General features: G+C 68.4%; 13 protein-coding genes. 9 read left to right on the plus strand and 4 right to left on the minus strand.

Annotated features, from left to right (window positions below; all coding sequences use genetic code 11):
- The first annotated feature begins 357 nt into the window (after window positions 1-357).
- Window positions 358-912, plus strand: coding sequence for an NADPH-dependent FMN reductase (locus ACN22W_RS30335; RefSeq protein WP_048250672.1), 555 nt, complete (start codon window positions 358-360; stop codon window positions 910-912).
- 60 nt (window positions 913-972) lie between these two features.
- Here the strand turns inward: ACN22W_RS30335 and ACN22W_RS30340 are convergent, their stop codons facing one another.
- Entirely contained in the window at window positions 973-3,219 is a 2,247-nt protein-coding gene (locus ACN22W_RS30340) for a response regulator (protein WP_419688270.1), read from the minus strand.
- Between the two features lie 469 nt (window positions 3,220-3,688).
- Between ACN22W_RS30340 and ACN22W_RS30345 the strand changes: the two genes are divergently transcribed.
- The 3 genes from ACN22W_RS30345 to ACN22W_RS30355 are packed head-to-tail and all read left to right on the plus strand — an operon-like array spanning window position 3,689 to window position 5,611.
- On the plus strand, window positions 3,689-4,057 hold the full coding sequence (locus tag ACN22W_RS30345) for a response regulator (RefSeq protein WP_048250675.1): 369 nt from the start codon (window positions 3,689-3,691) through the stop codon (window positions 4,055-4,057).
- Window positions 4,050-4,676, plus strand: coding sequence for a chemotaxis protein CheC (locus ACN22W_RS30350; RefSeq protein WP_048250676.1), 627 nt, complete (start codon window positions 4,050-4,052; stop codon window positions 4,674-4,676). Before ACN22W_RS30345 ends, ACN22W_RS30350 begins: the two co-directional genes overlap by 8 nt.
- A complete protein-coding gene (locus ACN22W_RS30355) occupies window positions 4,673-5,611 on the plus strand; it encodes a GGDEF domain-containing protein (protein WP_048250677.1) in 939 nt (312 codons plus the stop codon). Before ACN22W_RS30350 ends, ACN22W_RS30355 begins: the two co-directional genes overlap by 4 nt.
- A 48-nt stretch (window positions 5,612-5,659) precedes the next feature.
- Here ACN22W_RS30355 and ACN22W_RS30360 read toward each other — a convergent pair whose 3' ends face one another.
- Window positions 5,660-6,544, minus strand: a complete 885-nt coding sequence (locus tag ACN22W_RS30360; RefSeq protein ID WP_419688271.1) for an alpha/beta fold hydrolase — start codon at window positions 6,542-6,544, stop codon at window positions 5,660-5,662.
- A gap of 190 nt (window positions 6,545-6,734) precedes the next feature.
- Here ACN22W_RS30360 and ACN22W_RS30365 point away from each other — a divergent pair, with 190 nt between their 5' ends.
- The 5 genes from ACN22W_RS30365 to ACN22W_RS30385 all read left to right on the plus strand — a co-directional run bounded on the left by ACN22W_RS30365 (window position 6,735) and on the right by ACN22W_RS30385 (window position 12,148).
- The gene (locus ACN22W_RS30365; protein WP_412023517.1) at window positions 6,735-7,067 is read left to right on the plus strand and encodes a hypothetical protein; all 333 of its coding nucleotides are present in this window, start codon (window positions 6,735-6,737) and stop codon (window positions 7,065-7,067) included.
- Between the two features lie 269 nt (window positions 7,068-7,336).
- Window positions 7,337-8,185: a presqualene diphosphate synthase HpnD gene (gene hpnD, locus ACN22W_RS30370; RefSeq protein ID WP_048250681.1), complete on the plus strand. Its 849-nt coding sequence runs from the start codon at window positions 7,337-7,339 to the stop codon at window positions 8,183-8,185.
- A gap of 13 nt (window positions 8,186-8,198) precedes the next feature.
- A complete protein-coding gene (gene hpnE, locus ACN22W_RS30375) occupies window positions 8,199-9,452 on the plus strand; it encodes a hydroxysqualene dehydroxylase HpnE (protein WP_419688272.1) in 1,254 nt (417 codons plus the stop codon).
- Window positions 9,453-9,463: 11 nt separating this feature from the next.
- Window positions 9,464-11,437 carry a squalene--hopene cyclase gene (gene shc, locus ACN22W_RS30380; RefSeq protein ID WP_343491161.1) on the plus strand — a complete coding sequence of 658 codons (1,974 nt, stop codon included), beginning with the start codon at window positions 9,464-9,466 and terminating at the stop codon, window positions 11,435-11,437.
- Window positions 11,438-11,491: 54 nt separating this feature from the next.
- On the plus strand, window positions 11,492-12,148 hold the full coding sequence (locus tag ACN22W_RS30385; protein ID WP_412025598.1) for a phosphorylase: 657 nt from the start codon (window positions 11,492-11,494) through the stop codon (window positions 12,146-12,148).
- 130 nt (window positions 12,149-12,278) lie between these two features.
- Here the strand turns inward: ACN22W_RS30385 and ACN22W_RS30390 are convergent, their stop codons facing one another.
- Together ACN22W_RS30390 and ACN22W_RS30395 are read right to left on the minus strand one after the other, a co-directional pair.
- Window positions 12,279-13,268 carry a VacJ family lipoprotein gene (locus ACN22W_RS30390; RefSeq protein ID WP_419688273.1) on the minus strand — a complete coding sequence of 330 codons (990 nt, stop codon included), beginning with the start codon at window positions 13,266-13,268 and terminating at the stop codon, window positions 12,279-12,281.
- Window positions 13,261-15,894 (minus strand): MMPL family transporter, encoded by a 2,634-nt coding sequence (locus ACN22W_RS30395; protein ID WP_419688274.1) that lies wholly within the window; start codon window positions 15,892-15,894, stop codon window positions 13,261-13,263. The genes ACN22W_RS30390 and ACN22W_RS30395 overlap by 8 nt, the downstream gene beginning before the upstream one ends.
- Between the last annotated feature and the right edge of the window lie 186 nt (window positions 15,895-16,080).

The raw sequence follows: 16,080 nt of genomic DNA on the forward strand, positions 1-16,080 counted from the left end.
CAGTGTCTCGAAGCGATCGCGCTTGCGCCAAAGAGCGGGCGCGTCGTGGTGCGAGCAGCTTACTGGTCACGGTGCCGGCCTGCAACGGATGTTCCGTCACGAATTCACGAAACCGGCCGGCGCGCTGCGTTATGCTTGCCGAAACCCGTATCGCGCGTCGACGGCGCCGCGCGGCGGGCAATCTGTAACATCAGAACATAACGGTCGAGTTATCCACAATTTCTGTGGAAAACCTTGTGGAAAGTCGGCCTGACGGCCCCGTCGGGCGGTTCGCGGGCTGGCTTGCCTATAAACAGACCTTTGCCGCCTGTTCGGAAGCAATCGATTCGATTCCTCACTCACCGGAAGGAGAATGCCATGTCCTATCGTATTGCGGTCGTCGTCGGCAGCCTGCGCCGCGCTTCCTGGAACCGCGCGCTCGCGCACGCCGTGATTTCGCTCGCCCCCGCCGATTTTTCGTTCGAGTTTGTCGAGATCGGCGAACTGCCGCTGTACAGCCAGGACTACGACGCGGATTTCCCGGAAGTCGCGAAGCGCTTCAAGCAGTCGATCGAAGCCGCCGACGCGTTGCTGTTCGTCACGCCTGAGTACAACCGGTCGATTCCAGGTGTGCTGAAGAACGCACTCGACTGGGGCTCGCGCCCGTGGGGTTCCAACTCGTGGTCGGGCAAGCCGGGTGCGGTGCTCGGTACGTCGCCGGGCGCGACGGGCACCGCGCTGGCGCAACAGCACCTGCGCAACGTGCTCGCGTATCTCGACGTGAAGACGCTCGGCCAGCCCGAGATGTTCATCAAGCACGACGCGGCGCGCATCGACGAGCAGGGCCAGATCGTCAGCGAGGACACCCGCAAGTTCCTGCAGGGCTTCGTCGATCGTTACGCGGGCTGGGTGCGCCTGCTGAAGTCGGCCTGACGGTCTCAGCCCGATCGTCGCGCCCGTTCACGCAGCCGGCGCCGGCCCGCACCCCGCGGGTCACGCGCCGGCGTGCCGCGCGTCGCGCGCTTCGCGGATGCCCAGCAGGATCTCGTCGAGCAGCGCGATGTCGAACGGCTTCGACAGCACGCGGACGTTGACGGTGCGCGTGCGGTCGAGCTCCTCCGCATAACCGGTGACGAGAATCACGGGCAGCTTCCCGGGCCGCTTGTCGATCGCCTCGGCGAGGTCGATGCCGTTCAGGCTGCCCGGCATGTGGATATCCGAAATCACGAGGTCGAACGCGTCGTTCGCGGCCGCGCCCTCGATCAGGCGCAATGCGTCGTCGGCGGTGGGCGCATAGGTCACGCGGTGCCCGAGCAGCGAAAGCAGCGCTTCCGTGCCGGCCGCGACTTCGCTGTTGTCCTCGACGAGCAGCACGTGCAGGCCGGCGAGCGCGCTGGTGTCGTGGACGGCGGCGGCCTGCGGTCGCGCAACAACGTCTTCGGCATGCGCGCGCGGCAGATAGAGGCGCACCGACGTGCCGGCGCCGACCGCGCTGTCGATCGTCGCGAGGCCGCCCGAGCGTTCGCAGAACGCGAACACCTGCGGCAGGCCGAGCCCCGTCCCCATCCCCTGCGCCTTCGTCGTGAACAGCGGTTCGAACGCGCGCGCGAGCACGTCGGGCGCCATGCCGGAGCCCGTGTCGTCGAGCGAGATCTGCACGAAATCGCCGGTCAGCGGAAAGCCGTCCTCGCGGCGCAGCGTCACGTTGCGCGCGCCGACCGTGAAGCGGCCGCCGGTCGTCATCGCGTCGCGCGCGTTGACCGCGAGGTTGATCACCGCGAGTTCGAGCTCCGCGACGTCGACGCGGATCGGCCAGACGCCGGGCTCGATCGCGACGACCAGCGACGATTTCGAACCGAGCGACGTCTTCAGCAGTTCGCGGCACGTGCCGACCCATTGCCCGATGTCGATCGTCTCGTTGTGCAGCGGCTGCTTGCGCGCGACGCCGAGGAGCTGGCGCGTGAGCGACTGCCCGTTCTTCAGCGCGCGTTCGATCGCGCCGAGTTCCTTGTCGAGATGCTGGACGCCGCGCCGCCGCGCGATCTGCACGTTGCTCGAGATGATCATCAGCAGGTTGTTGAAGTCGTGCGCGACGCTGCCGACGAGGTTGCCGAGCGCCTGCATCTTGCGCGACTGCCGGTACGCCGATTCGATCGAGCGCCGCATCGACGCTTCCGCCTGCCAGCGGTCCCACGCCTCCTCTTCCGCCTTCAGCCGCTTGAGCGACAGCCAGATCACCGACCACAGCGCGACCGACGGCGCGAACATCGAGATGAACAGCACGCTCAGGTGTTCGTACCATTCATGCCAGATCGCCGACGTGCGGTAAGCGCACGTCACGTAGACGGGATAGCTGCCGACCTGGCGGTACGCGACGATCTCGCTGCTCGCGCCGTCGTGACGCACGCGCACGACGCCGGCGCGCGGATCGTTGCGCGTGTCGCCGAACGTGACGGTGCGATCGGTGTGCGCGAGCGACGGCGGTGGCGGATACGACGCGATCACCGCGCCGTCCGAGCGCGCGAGCGCCATCGTCATCGGCGTGCCCGCGCCGCCGAGCAGGTCGCGGTAGAACGCGTTGAAATACGACGACTTCAGCGCGATCGACACCATCCCGGCGAACGAACCGTCGCTATGGCGCCGCGCGACCCCCGTGTTGAACACCGGAATGTTCTCGAGCTTGAGCGGCCCCATCATCAGCCGCGAGATGTGTTCGATGACCTTGCCGTCGCGGATGCCGGCGAAGTCGTCGCGGTTCGCGATCGACGCATACGGCGCCGGATAGTAGAGGCTGTTGGCGAGCAGCATCCCGCTCGCGCCGAAGATCGACACGGCGGCCACCTGCGGATAACCGCCGCCGATCGTGTTCAGCGCTTCGTGGATGTCGGATTCCTTGCTGCGCACGGTGGCGTCGTCCATGTCCTGCACGAGGTCGACGATGCGCGCATCGAGCGTTTCGCTCAGGTCGAACACCTTGAGCGCGTGCTCCTCGGCGACGCGCACGGTGCGCATCGTCACGTCGCTCGCGGCGGCCTCGCGCGCGTTGAGGTCGTTGTACGCCATCACCATCACGTAGATGCAGGGCAGCACGATCGCCGCGACGAGCAGCACGATCAGCGTCACGCGGCGGACCGCGAAATCGTGCTCGGGCGCGCCGGCCGCGTAGCTTCCGTCGTCCTGCCAGTCGTCGGCGGGAGTGGAGGCGGGGGCGCGGGAGTCGGCAGGCCGTTCGGACGTCATCGAGGAAGCGGGTGAGGCGGAGGTGTCTGCCATCATAAACGAGTTGCGATGGCCCGCTGCGCGGCCCCGTACGCGCGCGATCCTGTCGATTTCGACAGGGGGCAACTGTCAGATTGAAAACGCGACGAATCCGGCAGCGCAAACGTACACAAGGAAAAATTTTGCGTACATATCTCAAAAATGGTCGCGGCTGTTTTCGGAATGACGCGCGATCGGATCGATTCTGTTCGAAATGGTGAATATGGCGAGTTGCATCGCCTTCGGTTTACTCCGAGAATCGCGCCTTGCTTTCCCAATGACAGATATATGTGCCCGCCGGCGTTCGCCGCGCGGTGCGTCGCGCGCACCCGCTCGCGGCGCCCGCGCGCGGCCGCAAGGCGGTTGCCTGCGCCCGAACGCATGACGCCTCAAGAAGTGCGCCGCGCGGTCGTTAACGCGAGAGAGACCATTCCGTATACCGCTTCGCTCCATGCCTTTGCCGATTGTAATTGCCGACGATTCCCTGCTCGCTCGCAAACTTCTGACAAAGGCGCTGCCGGGAGGCTGGGACGTCGACGTCGCGTATGCAACGAATGGTCGCGAGGCCTTGGCGCTCTATCGTGACGGCAAAGCTTCCGTGATGTTTCTGGATCTGACGATGCCCGACATGAGCGGCTATCAGGTTCTGGAGACACTGCGCCACGAAGATCTGAACACGTTCGTGATCGTGGTATCCGCCGATATCCAGCCGCAGGCGCAAGCACGCGTGCGCGAATTGGGCGCGATCGCATTCGTTGCCAAGCCCGTGACGTCGGAGGCATTGCTGCCCATTCTCAAGGAGTATGGGTTGTATGCCTGAATCGGTGTTCACGGCGGAGCAACGCGACGCGTTGCAGGAGATCGCCAACCTTGCGATGGGCCGCGCCGCCGCGCGGCTTGCATTGTTGCTCGGGCGCTTCATCGAGCTGTCGGTGCCGCGCGTGCGCGTCGTGAAAGCGGCCGATGCGGGTGACGCGCTGCGCGAGATGACGGGCATTCACGACAACGTGACCGCCGTGCGCCAGGGCTTTCGCTCCGACATCAAGGGCGAGGCGATCGTGCTGTGCCGCACCGCAAGCGTCGCGCGACTCACGACGGTCGTCGATCGCACGTTCGGCGACGGTGTGTACGGCGGGATGGCGACGCCCGACGAAGTCGTGCTCGACGTCGCGAACGTGCTGATGGGCGCATGCGTCGCGTCGATCCTCGACGAGCTCGGCCGCAAGCCCGTGTTCTTTCCGCCGGGGCTGCTCGGGTCGAACGTGTCGTTCGACGACGTCTTCCAGCCGACCGTGCTCGCGTGGAGCGTCGCGCTGCTGCTCGAGGTGAACTTCGGGCTCGAGGATCATGCGTTCCGTGCCCACTTCGTGATGCTGATGGCCGAGGATTCGATGCGCCTGATGGGCGACGCGCTCGACGCGTTGCTGTCCGCGCTATGACGGCCGCCGCCCCGTCGCTGAGCGACCTCGTGATCGAGCGGGTAGGCTTCGGCCTGTTCGTGCTCGACCGCTCGATGACCGTGCTGATGTGGAATCGCTTCATGCAGGACCACAGTGGCATCCCGGCCGCCGACGTGATCGGCCGCAACCTGTTCGACTGCTTTCCGGAGCTGCCGCTCGCGTGGCTGTCGCGCAAGCTCGAGAGCGTGTTCCAGCTCGGCAGCTTTGCGTTCAGTTCGTGGGAGCAGCGGCCCTACCTGTTCCGCTTCGAGCACGACCGGCCGATCACGGGCGGCGTCGACTACATGCAGCAGGACTGCACGTTCATGCCGCTCACGCGCGGCCGCGACGTCGAGGCCGTGTGCGTGACGATCTCGGACGTCACGCACGTGAGCGTGATGCAGCGCGAGCGCGAGGAAGCGGTCGCGAAGCTGCGCGAACACGCGAATCGCGACGGGCTGACCGGCATCGCGAACCGGCGCTTCTTCGAGGCGCGGCTCGGCGACGAATTCGCGCGCTGGCAGCGCTATGGCGGCGACATGTCGGTGCTGCTGTTCGACCTCGACCATTTCAAGACGATCAACGACCGCTTCGGGCATGCGGCCGGCGACGCCGTGCTGCGCGAGACGGCGCGCCGCGTCGCGTCGATCGTGCGCGCGCAGGATACGTTCGGCCGCTTCGGCGGCGAGGAATTCGCGCTGCTGCTGCCGTGCACGAGTCTCGACGAGGCGATGCGGGTGGCCGACAAGGTGCGAGACGCGATCGGCAGCGAGCCGGTCGACGCGGAGGGCGTCAGCGTGCCGGTGACGGCGAGCGTCGGCGGCGCGTGCGCGAAGACGGGCGCGCCGACCAGCGACGTGCTCGTCAACGAGGCCGACGCCGCGCTCTATCGCGCGAAGCGGCTCGGGCGCGACCGCTCGGTCGCCTACGCGTAGGCGACCGCCCCGCATTGCGCGGAGCGGCTGCGGCGCGCCACGCCGCGTTCAGCTTTTTGCGATATCGGCGAGCACGCCGGCCAGTACGGCCGGCTGCGACACGAACGGCGAATGGCTGCTGTCGAGCTGGTGGACGTGGGTCGGATTGCCGGGCGCGAACGCATCGGCTTCGTCGATGAAGCGCTGCTGCAGCGCAGGCAGGATCACGCGATCCTGCAGACACTTGATGTAGTGGCGATCGATCGCGCCCCACCGCGCGGTGGTCGTCGGAATCGCGGTCGCGAACGGCGCGGCCGGCACATCGCAGGTCATCAGGTTCGCGACGGCCTCGAAGTCGGCTTGCGACACGTCGTCATACAGCGCGCGCTTCGCCAGGTCGCGATACGCGGCGTCGCCGCTGCGCGGATCGATGCGCAGCGCGCCGGCGACGCGCGGGCTTGCGAGCATCAGCGGGCCGAGCAGCTCGCCCTTGTTTTCCGGCGCGCGCACGTAGTCGAGGCCCGGTACGCCCGATGCGGGCATGAAGGCCGCGAGATAGACGATCTTCGCGATCTTGTCCGGCGCGCGTTCGGCGGCCGCCGTGATCGCGAGGCCACCCATGCTGTGCCCGACGAGCACGACCTTGCCGTGGCCGAGCGCGTACGCGTCGTCGACGGCCTGCATCACCTGCCTCGCGTAATCGTCGAGCGTCGTGTTCGCGACCGGCGACGGCTCGGCGCCGAACGCGTCCTTGTCGAGCGGGCGTGCGAGGTAGGACACGGGAAAGCGGGCATTGATGCCGTGCGCGGGCAGGTCGCGCGCGATCGACAGGTAGCCGCGCGCGTCGAGTGCCGCCGCAACGTGCGCGTAGCACCACGCGCCGTGCCAGGCGCCGTGCACGAGCACGAAAACGGGATGGTCGGACTGCGGGGTGGCGCTTACGTTCGTCTCCATGGTGTCCGTGTGCTTTGAGAAAGGTCCCATCTTAGACGAACCCGCACGCATCCAGACGCGAACGCACGGCGCGATCGCGCGGCCGGCCACGATCCGTCCCTCTTGTCTCGTGCAGGCCACATTTCGTCCGGATCCGATATGAATTTGTGCCGAAGCGCGCTAATTTGATGCTTTGCCCCGATTGCTCCCCATGAACGTCGACTATCTCTTCTACCGGAAGCCGAACAAACCCGGCCCCTATTCGCTCGACGACCTGGGCGAGATCGCGCCGCCGATCGGCCCCGGCGACCTGGTGCGCGCGGGGATCGCGCGCGTGTTCGAGCAGATCGACTGGCAGGAATCGCCCGACGTACCGGGCGCGTGGTTCGGCACGGGCGGCGCGGTATTCCAGTTCACCGCGGAGCCCGACGGCGGCGTGACGAGTTTCATGGGCTCGCGCCTCGAACGCCGTTCGATGCTGCAGCTGACGCGCGAAATGGGGCTCATCGCGCTCGATCTGCAGCGCGACATCGTTTACGGCTGACCGGCCACCGGCGCCGCGCGGCGTCTATTTCCGCCGAAGCCGGCCGCGCCGGCCTGCCGGCGGCTCCCGGCGGCCCGCCGGGCGTGGCGCGTGTCCGCCATCGAACTTCAAAGATTGCTATACTTTCGCCCAATTCCGGCTTCCGGCCGGTATTTTGTGCCTGTCTGCGTCGAACGTTCGCATATCTCGCACGCATTTGACACCCTGACCATCCCAGCCGGGCATGGCTTCTTCAATCGCCCCGCGTGGGTGTCTCCGTGGAGCTTGTCTTGGCCGTTTCCAATTCCGTCGTGGACGAACAAGAAACCGACGCCGCTGCCGTCACATCGGGCAGTTCTTTCTATCTTGCGATGCGCATCCTGCCGGCGGTGCAGCGCGATGCGATGTTCCAGGTCTACGCGTTCTGCCGCGCGGTCGACGACATCGCCGACAGCGACCTGCCGCGCGCCGAGCGCACCGCGGGCCTCGATCGCTGGCGCGCGGACATCGACGCGTGTTTCGCGGGCCGGCCGCCGCGCCATCTGGCCGCGCTCGACCGCGAGATCCGCGCGTTCAACCTGCAGCGCGACGATTTCCACGCGATGATCGACGGGATGGCGATGGACGCGGTCGAGGATATCTGCGCGCCCGACGAGCCGACGCTCGACCTGTTCTGCGATCGCGTGGCGAGCGCGGCCGGCCGGCTGTCGGTGAGGATCTTCGGGATACCGGAAGCCGAAGGGATCAAGCTGTCGCACCACCTCGGCCGCGCGCTGCAACTGACCAACATCCTGCGCGACATCGACGACGACGCGGCGATCAACCGTTGTTACCTGCCGCGCGAGCTGCTCGCGCGCGAAGGCATCGCGATCACCGATCCGGCGACGATCGTGCGCGACCCGGCGCTGCCGCGCGTATGCGCGACGCTCGTCGAGCGCGCGTTCGAGCATTTCCGCCAGGCCGATGCGGTGATGGACACCTGCACGCGTGCGCAGGTGAAGGCGCCGCGCATCATGTCGGGCGCGTATCGCTGCATTCTCGAAGCCGCGATCGCACGCGGTTTTGCCGCCCCGCGCGCGCCGCTGCGCAAGCCGAAAGCGCGCATGCTGATGATCGCCGCGCGCTACGCGCTGTTCTGAGCCGACCGAGTCGATGCCCAGAACCGTCCACGTGATCGGCGCAGGACTCGCGGGCCTGTCGGCCGCGGTCGAGCTGCAACGTCGCGGGCGGCGCATCGTGCTGCACGACGCGCACGCGCATGCGGGCGGCCGCTGCCGCTCGTGGTTCGACGGGACGCTGAACACGACGCTCGACAGCGGGCTGCACGTGGTATTCGCGGGACAGCCCGCGACGCAGCGCTACCTGCGCGCGATCGGTGCGGCCGATCAGCTCGTGGGGCCCGCGCTGCCCGAATTTCCGGCCGTCGACGTCGCGTCGCAGCAGCGCTGGACGCTGCGCTTCGGCAACGGGCGCTGGCCGTCGTGGTTGTTCGATGCCGCGTCGCGCGCGCCGGGCACGACGCCGCTCGATTACCTCGCGCTCGCCCCGCTCGCGTTGGCGCGCACGGGCCGCTCACTCGCACAGACGATGCGATGCGACGGCGTGCTGTGGGATCGTTGGCTGCGGCCGTATTTTCTCGGTGTGCTGAATGTCGAGCCGCGCCACGCAAGCGCCGAACTCGCGCGCGCGGCGCTGTGCGGCACGTTTGCCGCGGGCGGCCCGGGTTGCCGTCCGCTCGTCGCGCGCCACGGGCTCGGCAGCGCATTCGTCGAACCGGCGCTGCGGATGCTGCAGCACGGCGGCGCGCAGATCCGGCTGAACTCGCGGCTCGACGCGCTCGAATTCGGCGCGCACGGCAATGCGGTCGATGCGGTCGCGATCGGCGGCGAGCGCATCGATCTCGCGCCGGGCGACGCGGTCGTGATGGCCGTGCCGCCCGAGGTTGCGCAGCCGCTCGTCCCCGAACTCACCGCGCCCGACACGTTCAGCGCGGTCGTGACCGCGTATTTCGCGGTCGAAGCGCCGGCCGGCAGCCCGCTGCAGACGACGGTCGTCAACGGCGTCGTCGATGCGGTGCGCGCCGGCGGCGGCCAGCTCGCGGCAACGATCCGCGACGCGGGCCGCTGGCTCGACACGCCGCGCGACACGCTCGCGCGGCGCATCTGGGAAGACGTTGCGCGCGTGACGGGCGCGAACCCGGAAACCATCCCCGCGTGGCAGCTCGTCGTCGAGCCGCGCGCGGGTTTTGCGGCGGTGCCGTCGCAGGAAATGAAACGTCCGGCCGTGCGTACGCGCTGGACCAATCTTGTGCTGGCGGGTGACTGGATTGCCACCGGTTTGCCCGCCACGATCGAGGGCGCGATCCGTTCCGGCCAGCTGGCCGCGGACGTGCTCCAGACACAATAAGAGAGGGACCGATGAACGATCTCACCGAAATGGCTACCCTGTCCGCCGGCACCGCGCCGGCCGACGTCGACGCCGCCGTTGCGCGTGCGACCGACGCGCTGCTGGCCGCGCAGCAAGCGGACGGACACTGGGTCTACGAACTCGAAGCCGATTCGACGATTCCCGCCGAATACGTGCTGCTCGTCCACTATCTCGGCGAGACGCCGAACCTCGAGCTCGAACAGAAGATCGGCCGGTATCTGCGTCGTATCCAGCAGGCGGACGGCGGCTGGCCGCTGTTCACCGACGGCGCGCCGAACATCAGCGCGAGCGTGAAGGCGTATTTCGCGCTGAAGGTGATCGGCGACGACGAGAACGCGGAGCACATGCAGCGCGCGCGCAAGGCGATCCATGCGATGGGCGGCGCCGAGATGTCGAACGTGTTCACGCGCATCCAGCTCGCGCTGTTCGGTGCGATTCCGTGGCGCGCGGTGCCGATGATGCCGGTCGAGATCATGATGCTGCCGCAGTGGTTCCCGTTCCACCTGTCGAAGGTGTCGTACTGGGCGCGCACCGTGATCGTGCCGCTGCTCGTGCTGAACGCGAAGCGCCCGCTCGCGAAGAACCCGCGCGGCGTGCGCATCGACGAACTGTTCATCGATCCGCCCGTCAACGCCGGGCTGCTGCCGCGCCAGGGCCACCAGAGCCCCGGCTGGTTCGCGTTCTTCCGCGTGGTCGACCATGCGCTGCGCGCGGTCGACGGCCTGTTTCCGAGCTACACGCGCGAACGCGCGATCCGTCAGGCCGTGTCGTTCGTCGACGAGCGCCTGAACGGCGAGGATGGCCTCGGCGCGATCTATCCGGCGATGGCCAACTCGGTGATGATGTACGACGTGCTCGGCTACGCGGAAGATCATCCGAACCGCGCGATCGCGCGCAAGTCGGTCGAGAAGCTGCTCGTCGTGCAGGATGACGAAGCATATTGCCAGCCGTGCCTGTCGCCGGTGTGGGATACGTCGCTCGCGGCGCATGCGCTGCTGGAAACGGGCGATGCGCGCGCGGAAGAAGCCGTGCTGCGCGGCCTCGACTGGCTGCGCCCGCTGCAGATCCTCGACGTGCGCGGCGACTGGATCTCGCGCCGCCCGAACGTGCGGCCCGGCGGCTGGGCGTTCCAGTACGCGAACGCGCATTACCCGGACGTCGACGATACGGCCGTGGTCGTGATGGCGATGGACCGTGCGCAGAAGCTCCGGCAGTCGGACACCTATCGCGAGTCGATGGCGCGCGCACGCGAATGGGTCGTCGGCATGCAGAGCAGCGACGGCGGTTGGGGCGCGTTCGAGCCGGAAAACACGCAGTACTACCTGAACAACATCCCGTTCTCCGATCACGGCGCGCTGCTCGATCCGCCGACGTCCGACGTGTCGGGACGCTGCCTGTCGATGCTGTCGCAGCTCGGCGAGACGGCCGCGAACAGCGAGCCGGCACGCCGCGCGCTCGACTACATGCTGAAGGAGCAGGAACCGGATGGCAGCTGGTATGGCCGCTGGGGGATGAACTACGTGTACGGCACGTGGACCGCGCTGTGCTCGCTGAACGCGGCCGGCCTCGGGCCGGAAGACCCGCGCATGAAGCGCGGCGCGCAGTGGCTGCTGTCGATCCAGAACAAGGACGGCGGCTGGGGCGAGGATGGCGACAGCTACAAGCTGAACTACCGCGGTTTCGAGCAGGCGCCGAGCACGGCGTCGCAGACGGCCTGGGCGCTGCTCGGCCTGATGGCGGCCGGCGAGGTGAACAACCCGGCCGTTGCGCGCGGCGTCGACTACCTGGTCGCCCAGCAGAACGAAGAAGGCCTGTGGGACGAGACGCGCTTCACCGCGACGGGCTTCCCGCGCGTGTTCTACCTGCGCTACCACGGTTATCGCAAGTTCTTCCCGCTGTGGGCGCTGGCGCGCTACCGCAACCTGAAGCGCGACAACGCCACGCGCGTCACGGTCGGGATGTAACGCGTGGGCGCGTCTCAACACAACGGCGCATTGCCCGTCATCGCGGTGACGGGGATGGCGTTCGAGGCGCGCATCGCGCGCGGTGACGGCGTCGAGGCCGTGTACGCCGCGCGGGCCGACCGGCTCGAGCGCGCGCTGGCCGACGCGACCGCACGCGGTTGCGCGGGCATCGTGAGCTTCGGCACGGCGGGCGGGCTCGCGCCCGATCTGGCGCCGGGCGCGCTCGTGATCGCGAACGCGATCGACGGGCCGTTCGGCCGCGTCGAGACCGATACGGGCTGGAGCGCCCGGCTCGTCGCCGCGCTGCAGGACACACCGGTCTGGGCGCGCGTCACGCGCGGCACGATCGCGGCGGTCGGCGCGCCGGTGATCAGCGAACAGGAAAAAGCGTCGCTGCACCACGCGAAGGGTGCGCTCGCCGTCGATATGGAGTCGCACATCGCGGCGGCCTTCGCGGCCGCGCGCGGCGTGCCGTTCGCGGTGTGCCGCGCGATCGTCGATCCGGCGTGGCGCACGCTGCCGAGCGCGGCGACGGCCGGCCTGCGCGACGACGGCAGCACGGCGATCCTGCCGATCCTGCGCGAGTTGCTGAAGCAGCCGTCGCAGCTCGGCCCGTTGCTGCAGGTCGCGAGCGACGCGCGTGCGGCGCGTACGACCCTGATCCAGGCGCGGCACGCGTTCGAGCGTGCGGGCGCGATGCGGATCGTCTGAGCGGCACGCGCCGCGTTTCCGTCTCTCCCCTTCTTTCCCTCTTCCCGGTTTCCCGTTTCGCGCGGACAAAAAAAGCGCGCTGCATCATGCAGCGCGCTTTGTCTTTGCGGCGGTCGCCGTTGTTGCGGCGTTACTGTGCGGCCGGCGTGCTGGCAGGCATCGCGGGAGCGGCCGGCGCCGAACCAGACGATGCCGGTACTGCTGCCGATGCCGATGCCGGAGCAGCGGCGGGCGCGCTCGCGGGCATCGCATTGTCCGCACCCGGATCGTCGTACTGCGGCAACCCCGGCGCGGCCGGCGCGTTGTTCGGCGTGGTGCCCGACGCGCCGCCCGACTCGCCCGGATCCTCGTAGTTCGGCAGCCCCGGCACGGCCGGCGTCGCGGCCGGTGCCGCGCCCGATTCACCCGGCTCGTTGTAGTTCGGCAGCGTGGCCGACGACGACTGGCTGTGGTACGTCAGCGACTTGCGCTGCTGCAGGTACGCGTCGCGCACGAACGAATACGGATCGAGCGCGGCCTGCTTCAGCAGGTCGGTCGCGCCGAGCAGGTCCGAACGCGCGCTGATGAACTGCGCGATGTACATCGGGTTGCGCGCGGCCGGCTCGATGTAGTTGAGCAGGTTGAAGCGCACGTCCACCGCGCGGCCGACGCCGTCGCGGATCGTGCTCGGCCCGAACACGGGCAGCACGAGGTACGGGCCTGACGGCACGCCCCAGCGCGCGAGCGTCAGGCCGAAATCCTGGTGATGCTTCGGCAGGCCGGCCGGCGTCGCGATGTCGATCAGGCCGGCGACGCCGAACAGCGAGTTCATCGCCACGCGCATCAGATCCTGCGTCGCATCGGTGATGCGCAACTGCAGCAGGTTGTTCGCCATGTTGCCGAGATCGCCGAGGTTCGAGAAGAAGTTGCTGATCGCGGTGCGCACGGGCGTCGGCGTGATCTTCTGGTAACCCTTCGCGATCGGCACGGCGATGTTCGAATCGACCGCGTCGTTGATCTTGTACATCGTCCGGTTCATCGGCTCGAGCGGGTCGTTGGGATTGCGGTTCGGTCCCGTCGCGCAGCCGGTCAGCATCGCGCTGGCGGCAACGGTCGCCGCAATGATTCGCACCTTATTCATTGATTCCTTGCGATTGGTTCTTGGCGCGCTTGACGCGCGGTTTGCCCATCAGGACGGGCTGGAACACCACGGCGCCGATCAGCGTGCAGGTCAGTGCCAGCGCGAGCAGCTTGCCCATGCTCGACGTGCCCGGGTGGTGCGACAGCCACAGGCTGCCGAATGCGGTTGCCGTCGTCGCGGCGCTGAACAGCACCGCATGCGTGAGGCTCGAATGCAGCAACCCCGTCTGCCCCGCGCGCCACGCCATCACGAAATACACCTTGAACGCGACGCCGACGCCGAGCATCAGCGGTAGCGCGATGATGTTCGCGAAGTTGAGCGGCATGCCGAGCACGACGCACATCTCGAGCGTCACGACGCCCGACACGAGCAGCGGCACCAGCGTGCGCAGCACGTCGCCGAAGCGGCGCAGCGTGACCCACAGCAGGATCGTGATCGAAATGATCGACCACAGCGCCGCGTGCAGGAACGCGTTGATGATCGTGTCGGCCGAATGCAGGATCGAGATCGGCCCGCCGGTCGTGCCCGGTTCCGCGGCCTTCACGGTTTTCGCGAAGCGGCGCAGCATCGTGTCGTCGTTCGGGTCGACGCCCTTCGGCACCTTCGGCGAGATCTGCACGAGCGCGTGGCCGTCCGGCGCGATCCAGTCGCGGACGATCTGCGGCGGCAGCGATTCGCGCGTGACGTCCTGCGGCTGCAGCAGCATCGCGAGCTGGTTGAGCGCGATGCGCAGCGTGTCGGAGAACGCGCGCTCGGCGCGGTCGCGCGTCGCGCTGTCGGCGGCGGCGAGCTTCGCGAGCGATGCGGACAAATGCTGCGCGGCTGCCGCGCCCGGGCCCGGGTGATCCTCGGCCGCGTAGCCCAGCAGGTCCGACACGCGCTTGAGCGCGGCGACGCGCTGCGCGTCGGTCGCGGGCGGCGCGGCCGGTTGCGTCAGCGCGGGCAGCAGGTCGCTCGCGGCCGCCGCGATCGCCGCGCGCTTGGCCGGCTGGTCGGTGGGGATGAAGGTCGACAGGGTGGTCGTGCGGCCGACTTCGGGCAGCGCGTCGAGACGCTTCGCGGCCGCGTCGGCGTCCGCGAGCGACGGCGCAAGCAGCGTGACGTCGTTGACGGCCGCTTCGGGCGAATCCTTCAGCGCGAGCAGCGTCGCCATCGATTCGCTGTGCGGATCCTTCAGGTGCAGCGGGTTGAAGTCGAAGCGCAGGAACGCGAGCAGCGGCAGCGCGCCGATCACGACCACGAGCGTGCCGATCAGGATCGGCTTGCGATGGCGATCGAGGAAATCGTCGACCGGCGCGAGCCACGGGAAGCCCGGCGTCTTCGATTCGCCCGGCGGCGCGAACAGGCGCAGCAGCGCGGGCAGCAGCGTGAGCGTGGTCAGCAGGGCGACGAACATCCCGACGCCCGCGATCAGGCCAAGCTCGGACACGCCGCGATAGGCCGTGGGGATGAACGAGAAGAAGCTTGCGGCGACGGCCGCGGTGGCCAGCGCGAGCGGCATGCCCATCGAGTGCGCGGCGCCGATCAGCGCGTGATCGATGCGCGGATCGCGGAAGCGTTCCTCGCGGTACTTCACGCCGTACTGGATCGAGAAGTCGACGCCGAGGCCGACGAACAGCACCATGAACGCGACCGAGATCATGTTCAGCGAGCCGACCATCGCGAGGCCGAGCGCGGCGGTCACGACGAGGCCGACGAACAGCGTGACGAGCACCGAGCCGATCATTCGCTTCGAGCGCAGCGCAAGCCACAGGATCACGAGCACGGCCAGCAGCGTGAGGGCGCCGTTGAGCGCGGCGCCGTCCTCGACCGACGCGAATTCGTCGTCGGCGAGCGGCTGTTCGCCGGTCAGGCGCACGGCCGCGCCGTAGCGCTTCTCGAGATCGAGCGAACGAGCCGCGTCGCGGATCACCTGACTGGTTTCCGCACCGGCCTTCAGCGCGCCGTAGTTGACCACGGGCTGCACGGTGACGAACGCGCGCGCGGGCTGCCGCGCGGCATCGCTGTCGACCAGCGCGCGCCACGAGAACGCGGCCGGCTTGCCGGCCAGCACGTCGTCCACCGTCGCGGCGCTGCGCGCGAGCAGCTTCGCCATCGCGGGCAGCTTCACCTGGCCGGTCAGCAGCGGCTGGCCGAGCGTGGTGGCCAGTGTCGTCGCGAGCCCGGTCAGGCTCGGGTTCTTCGCGAGTTCGTTGACGAGCGGGCGCGCGCTCGCGAGCTGCGACGTCGTATCGGAGACTTCCTGCGGCGACAGGAACAGCAGCCCGTTGTGCTCGAAGAACGGCCCGCCGCCGGGCTCGGCGACCTGGCCGATGCGGCCGGCGTCGGCCTGCTTCTGCAGCGCCTCGGTCAGCGCATGCGCGGCGGCATTCGCGAATTCGGGCGCGGGCGCCTCGACGACCGCGAGGATCGTGCCGTTGCGTTGCGGGAACGCATTGTCGATCGCCTGGCCGAGCGCGGCCCATTGCGGTTCCGCATCGACGAGCTTGCTGATGTCGGTGTTGATCTTGAAATGCTGCGCGACGTAGACGCCGCTGAAGGCGGCGATGACGAGCGACAGGACGACGACCCAGACGGGGCGGCGTACCGACCATGCAACGAGTCGGACGATGAGAGATGTCACCATGTGGCGGTGGGGAGCGGCTGGCAAGGGCAAAGTAGCCAAGTATACCGGCGCGGCGTGGCGGCGGACGTGACGTTGCGGGTTTCGGGGCGGGAAGGAGATTTGTTCGTGGCGGCGGAATCGGTGCGGGCGGCCGGCCGATTTGTAAGGGGATATTTACATAATCGGCGCCGGGCTGCATCGCCGCGC

Origin of the sequence: Burkholderia theae, assembly GCF_048565265.1 — a bacterium.
Classification (GTDB): domain Bacteria; phylum Pseudomonadota; class Gammaproteobacteria; order Burkholderiales; family Burkholderiaceae; genus Burkholderia; species Burkholderia theae.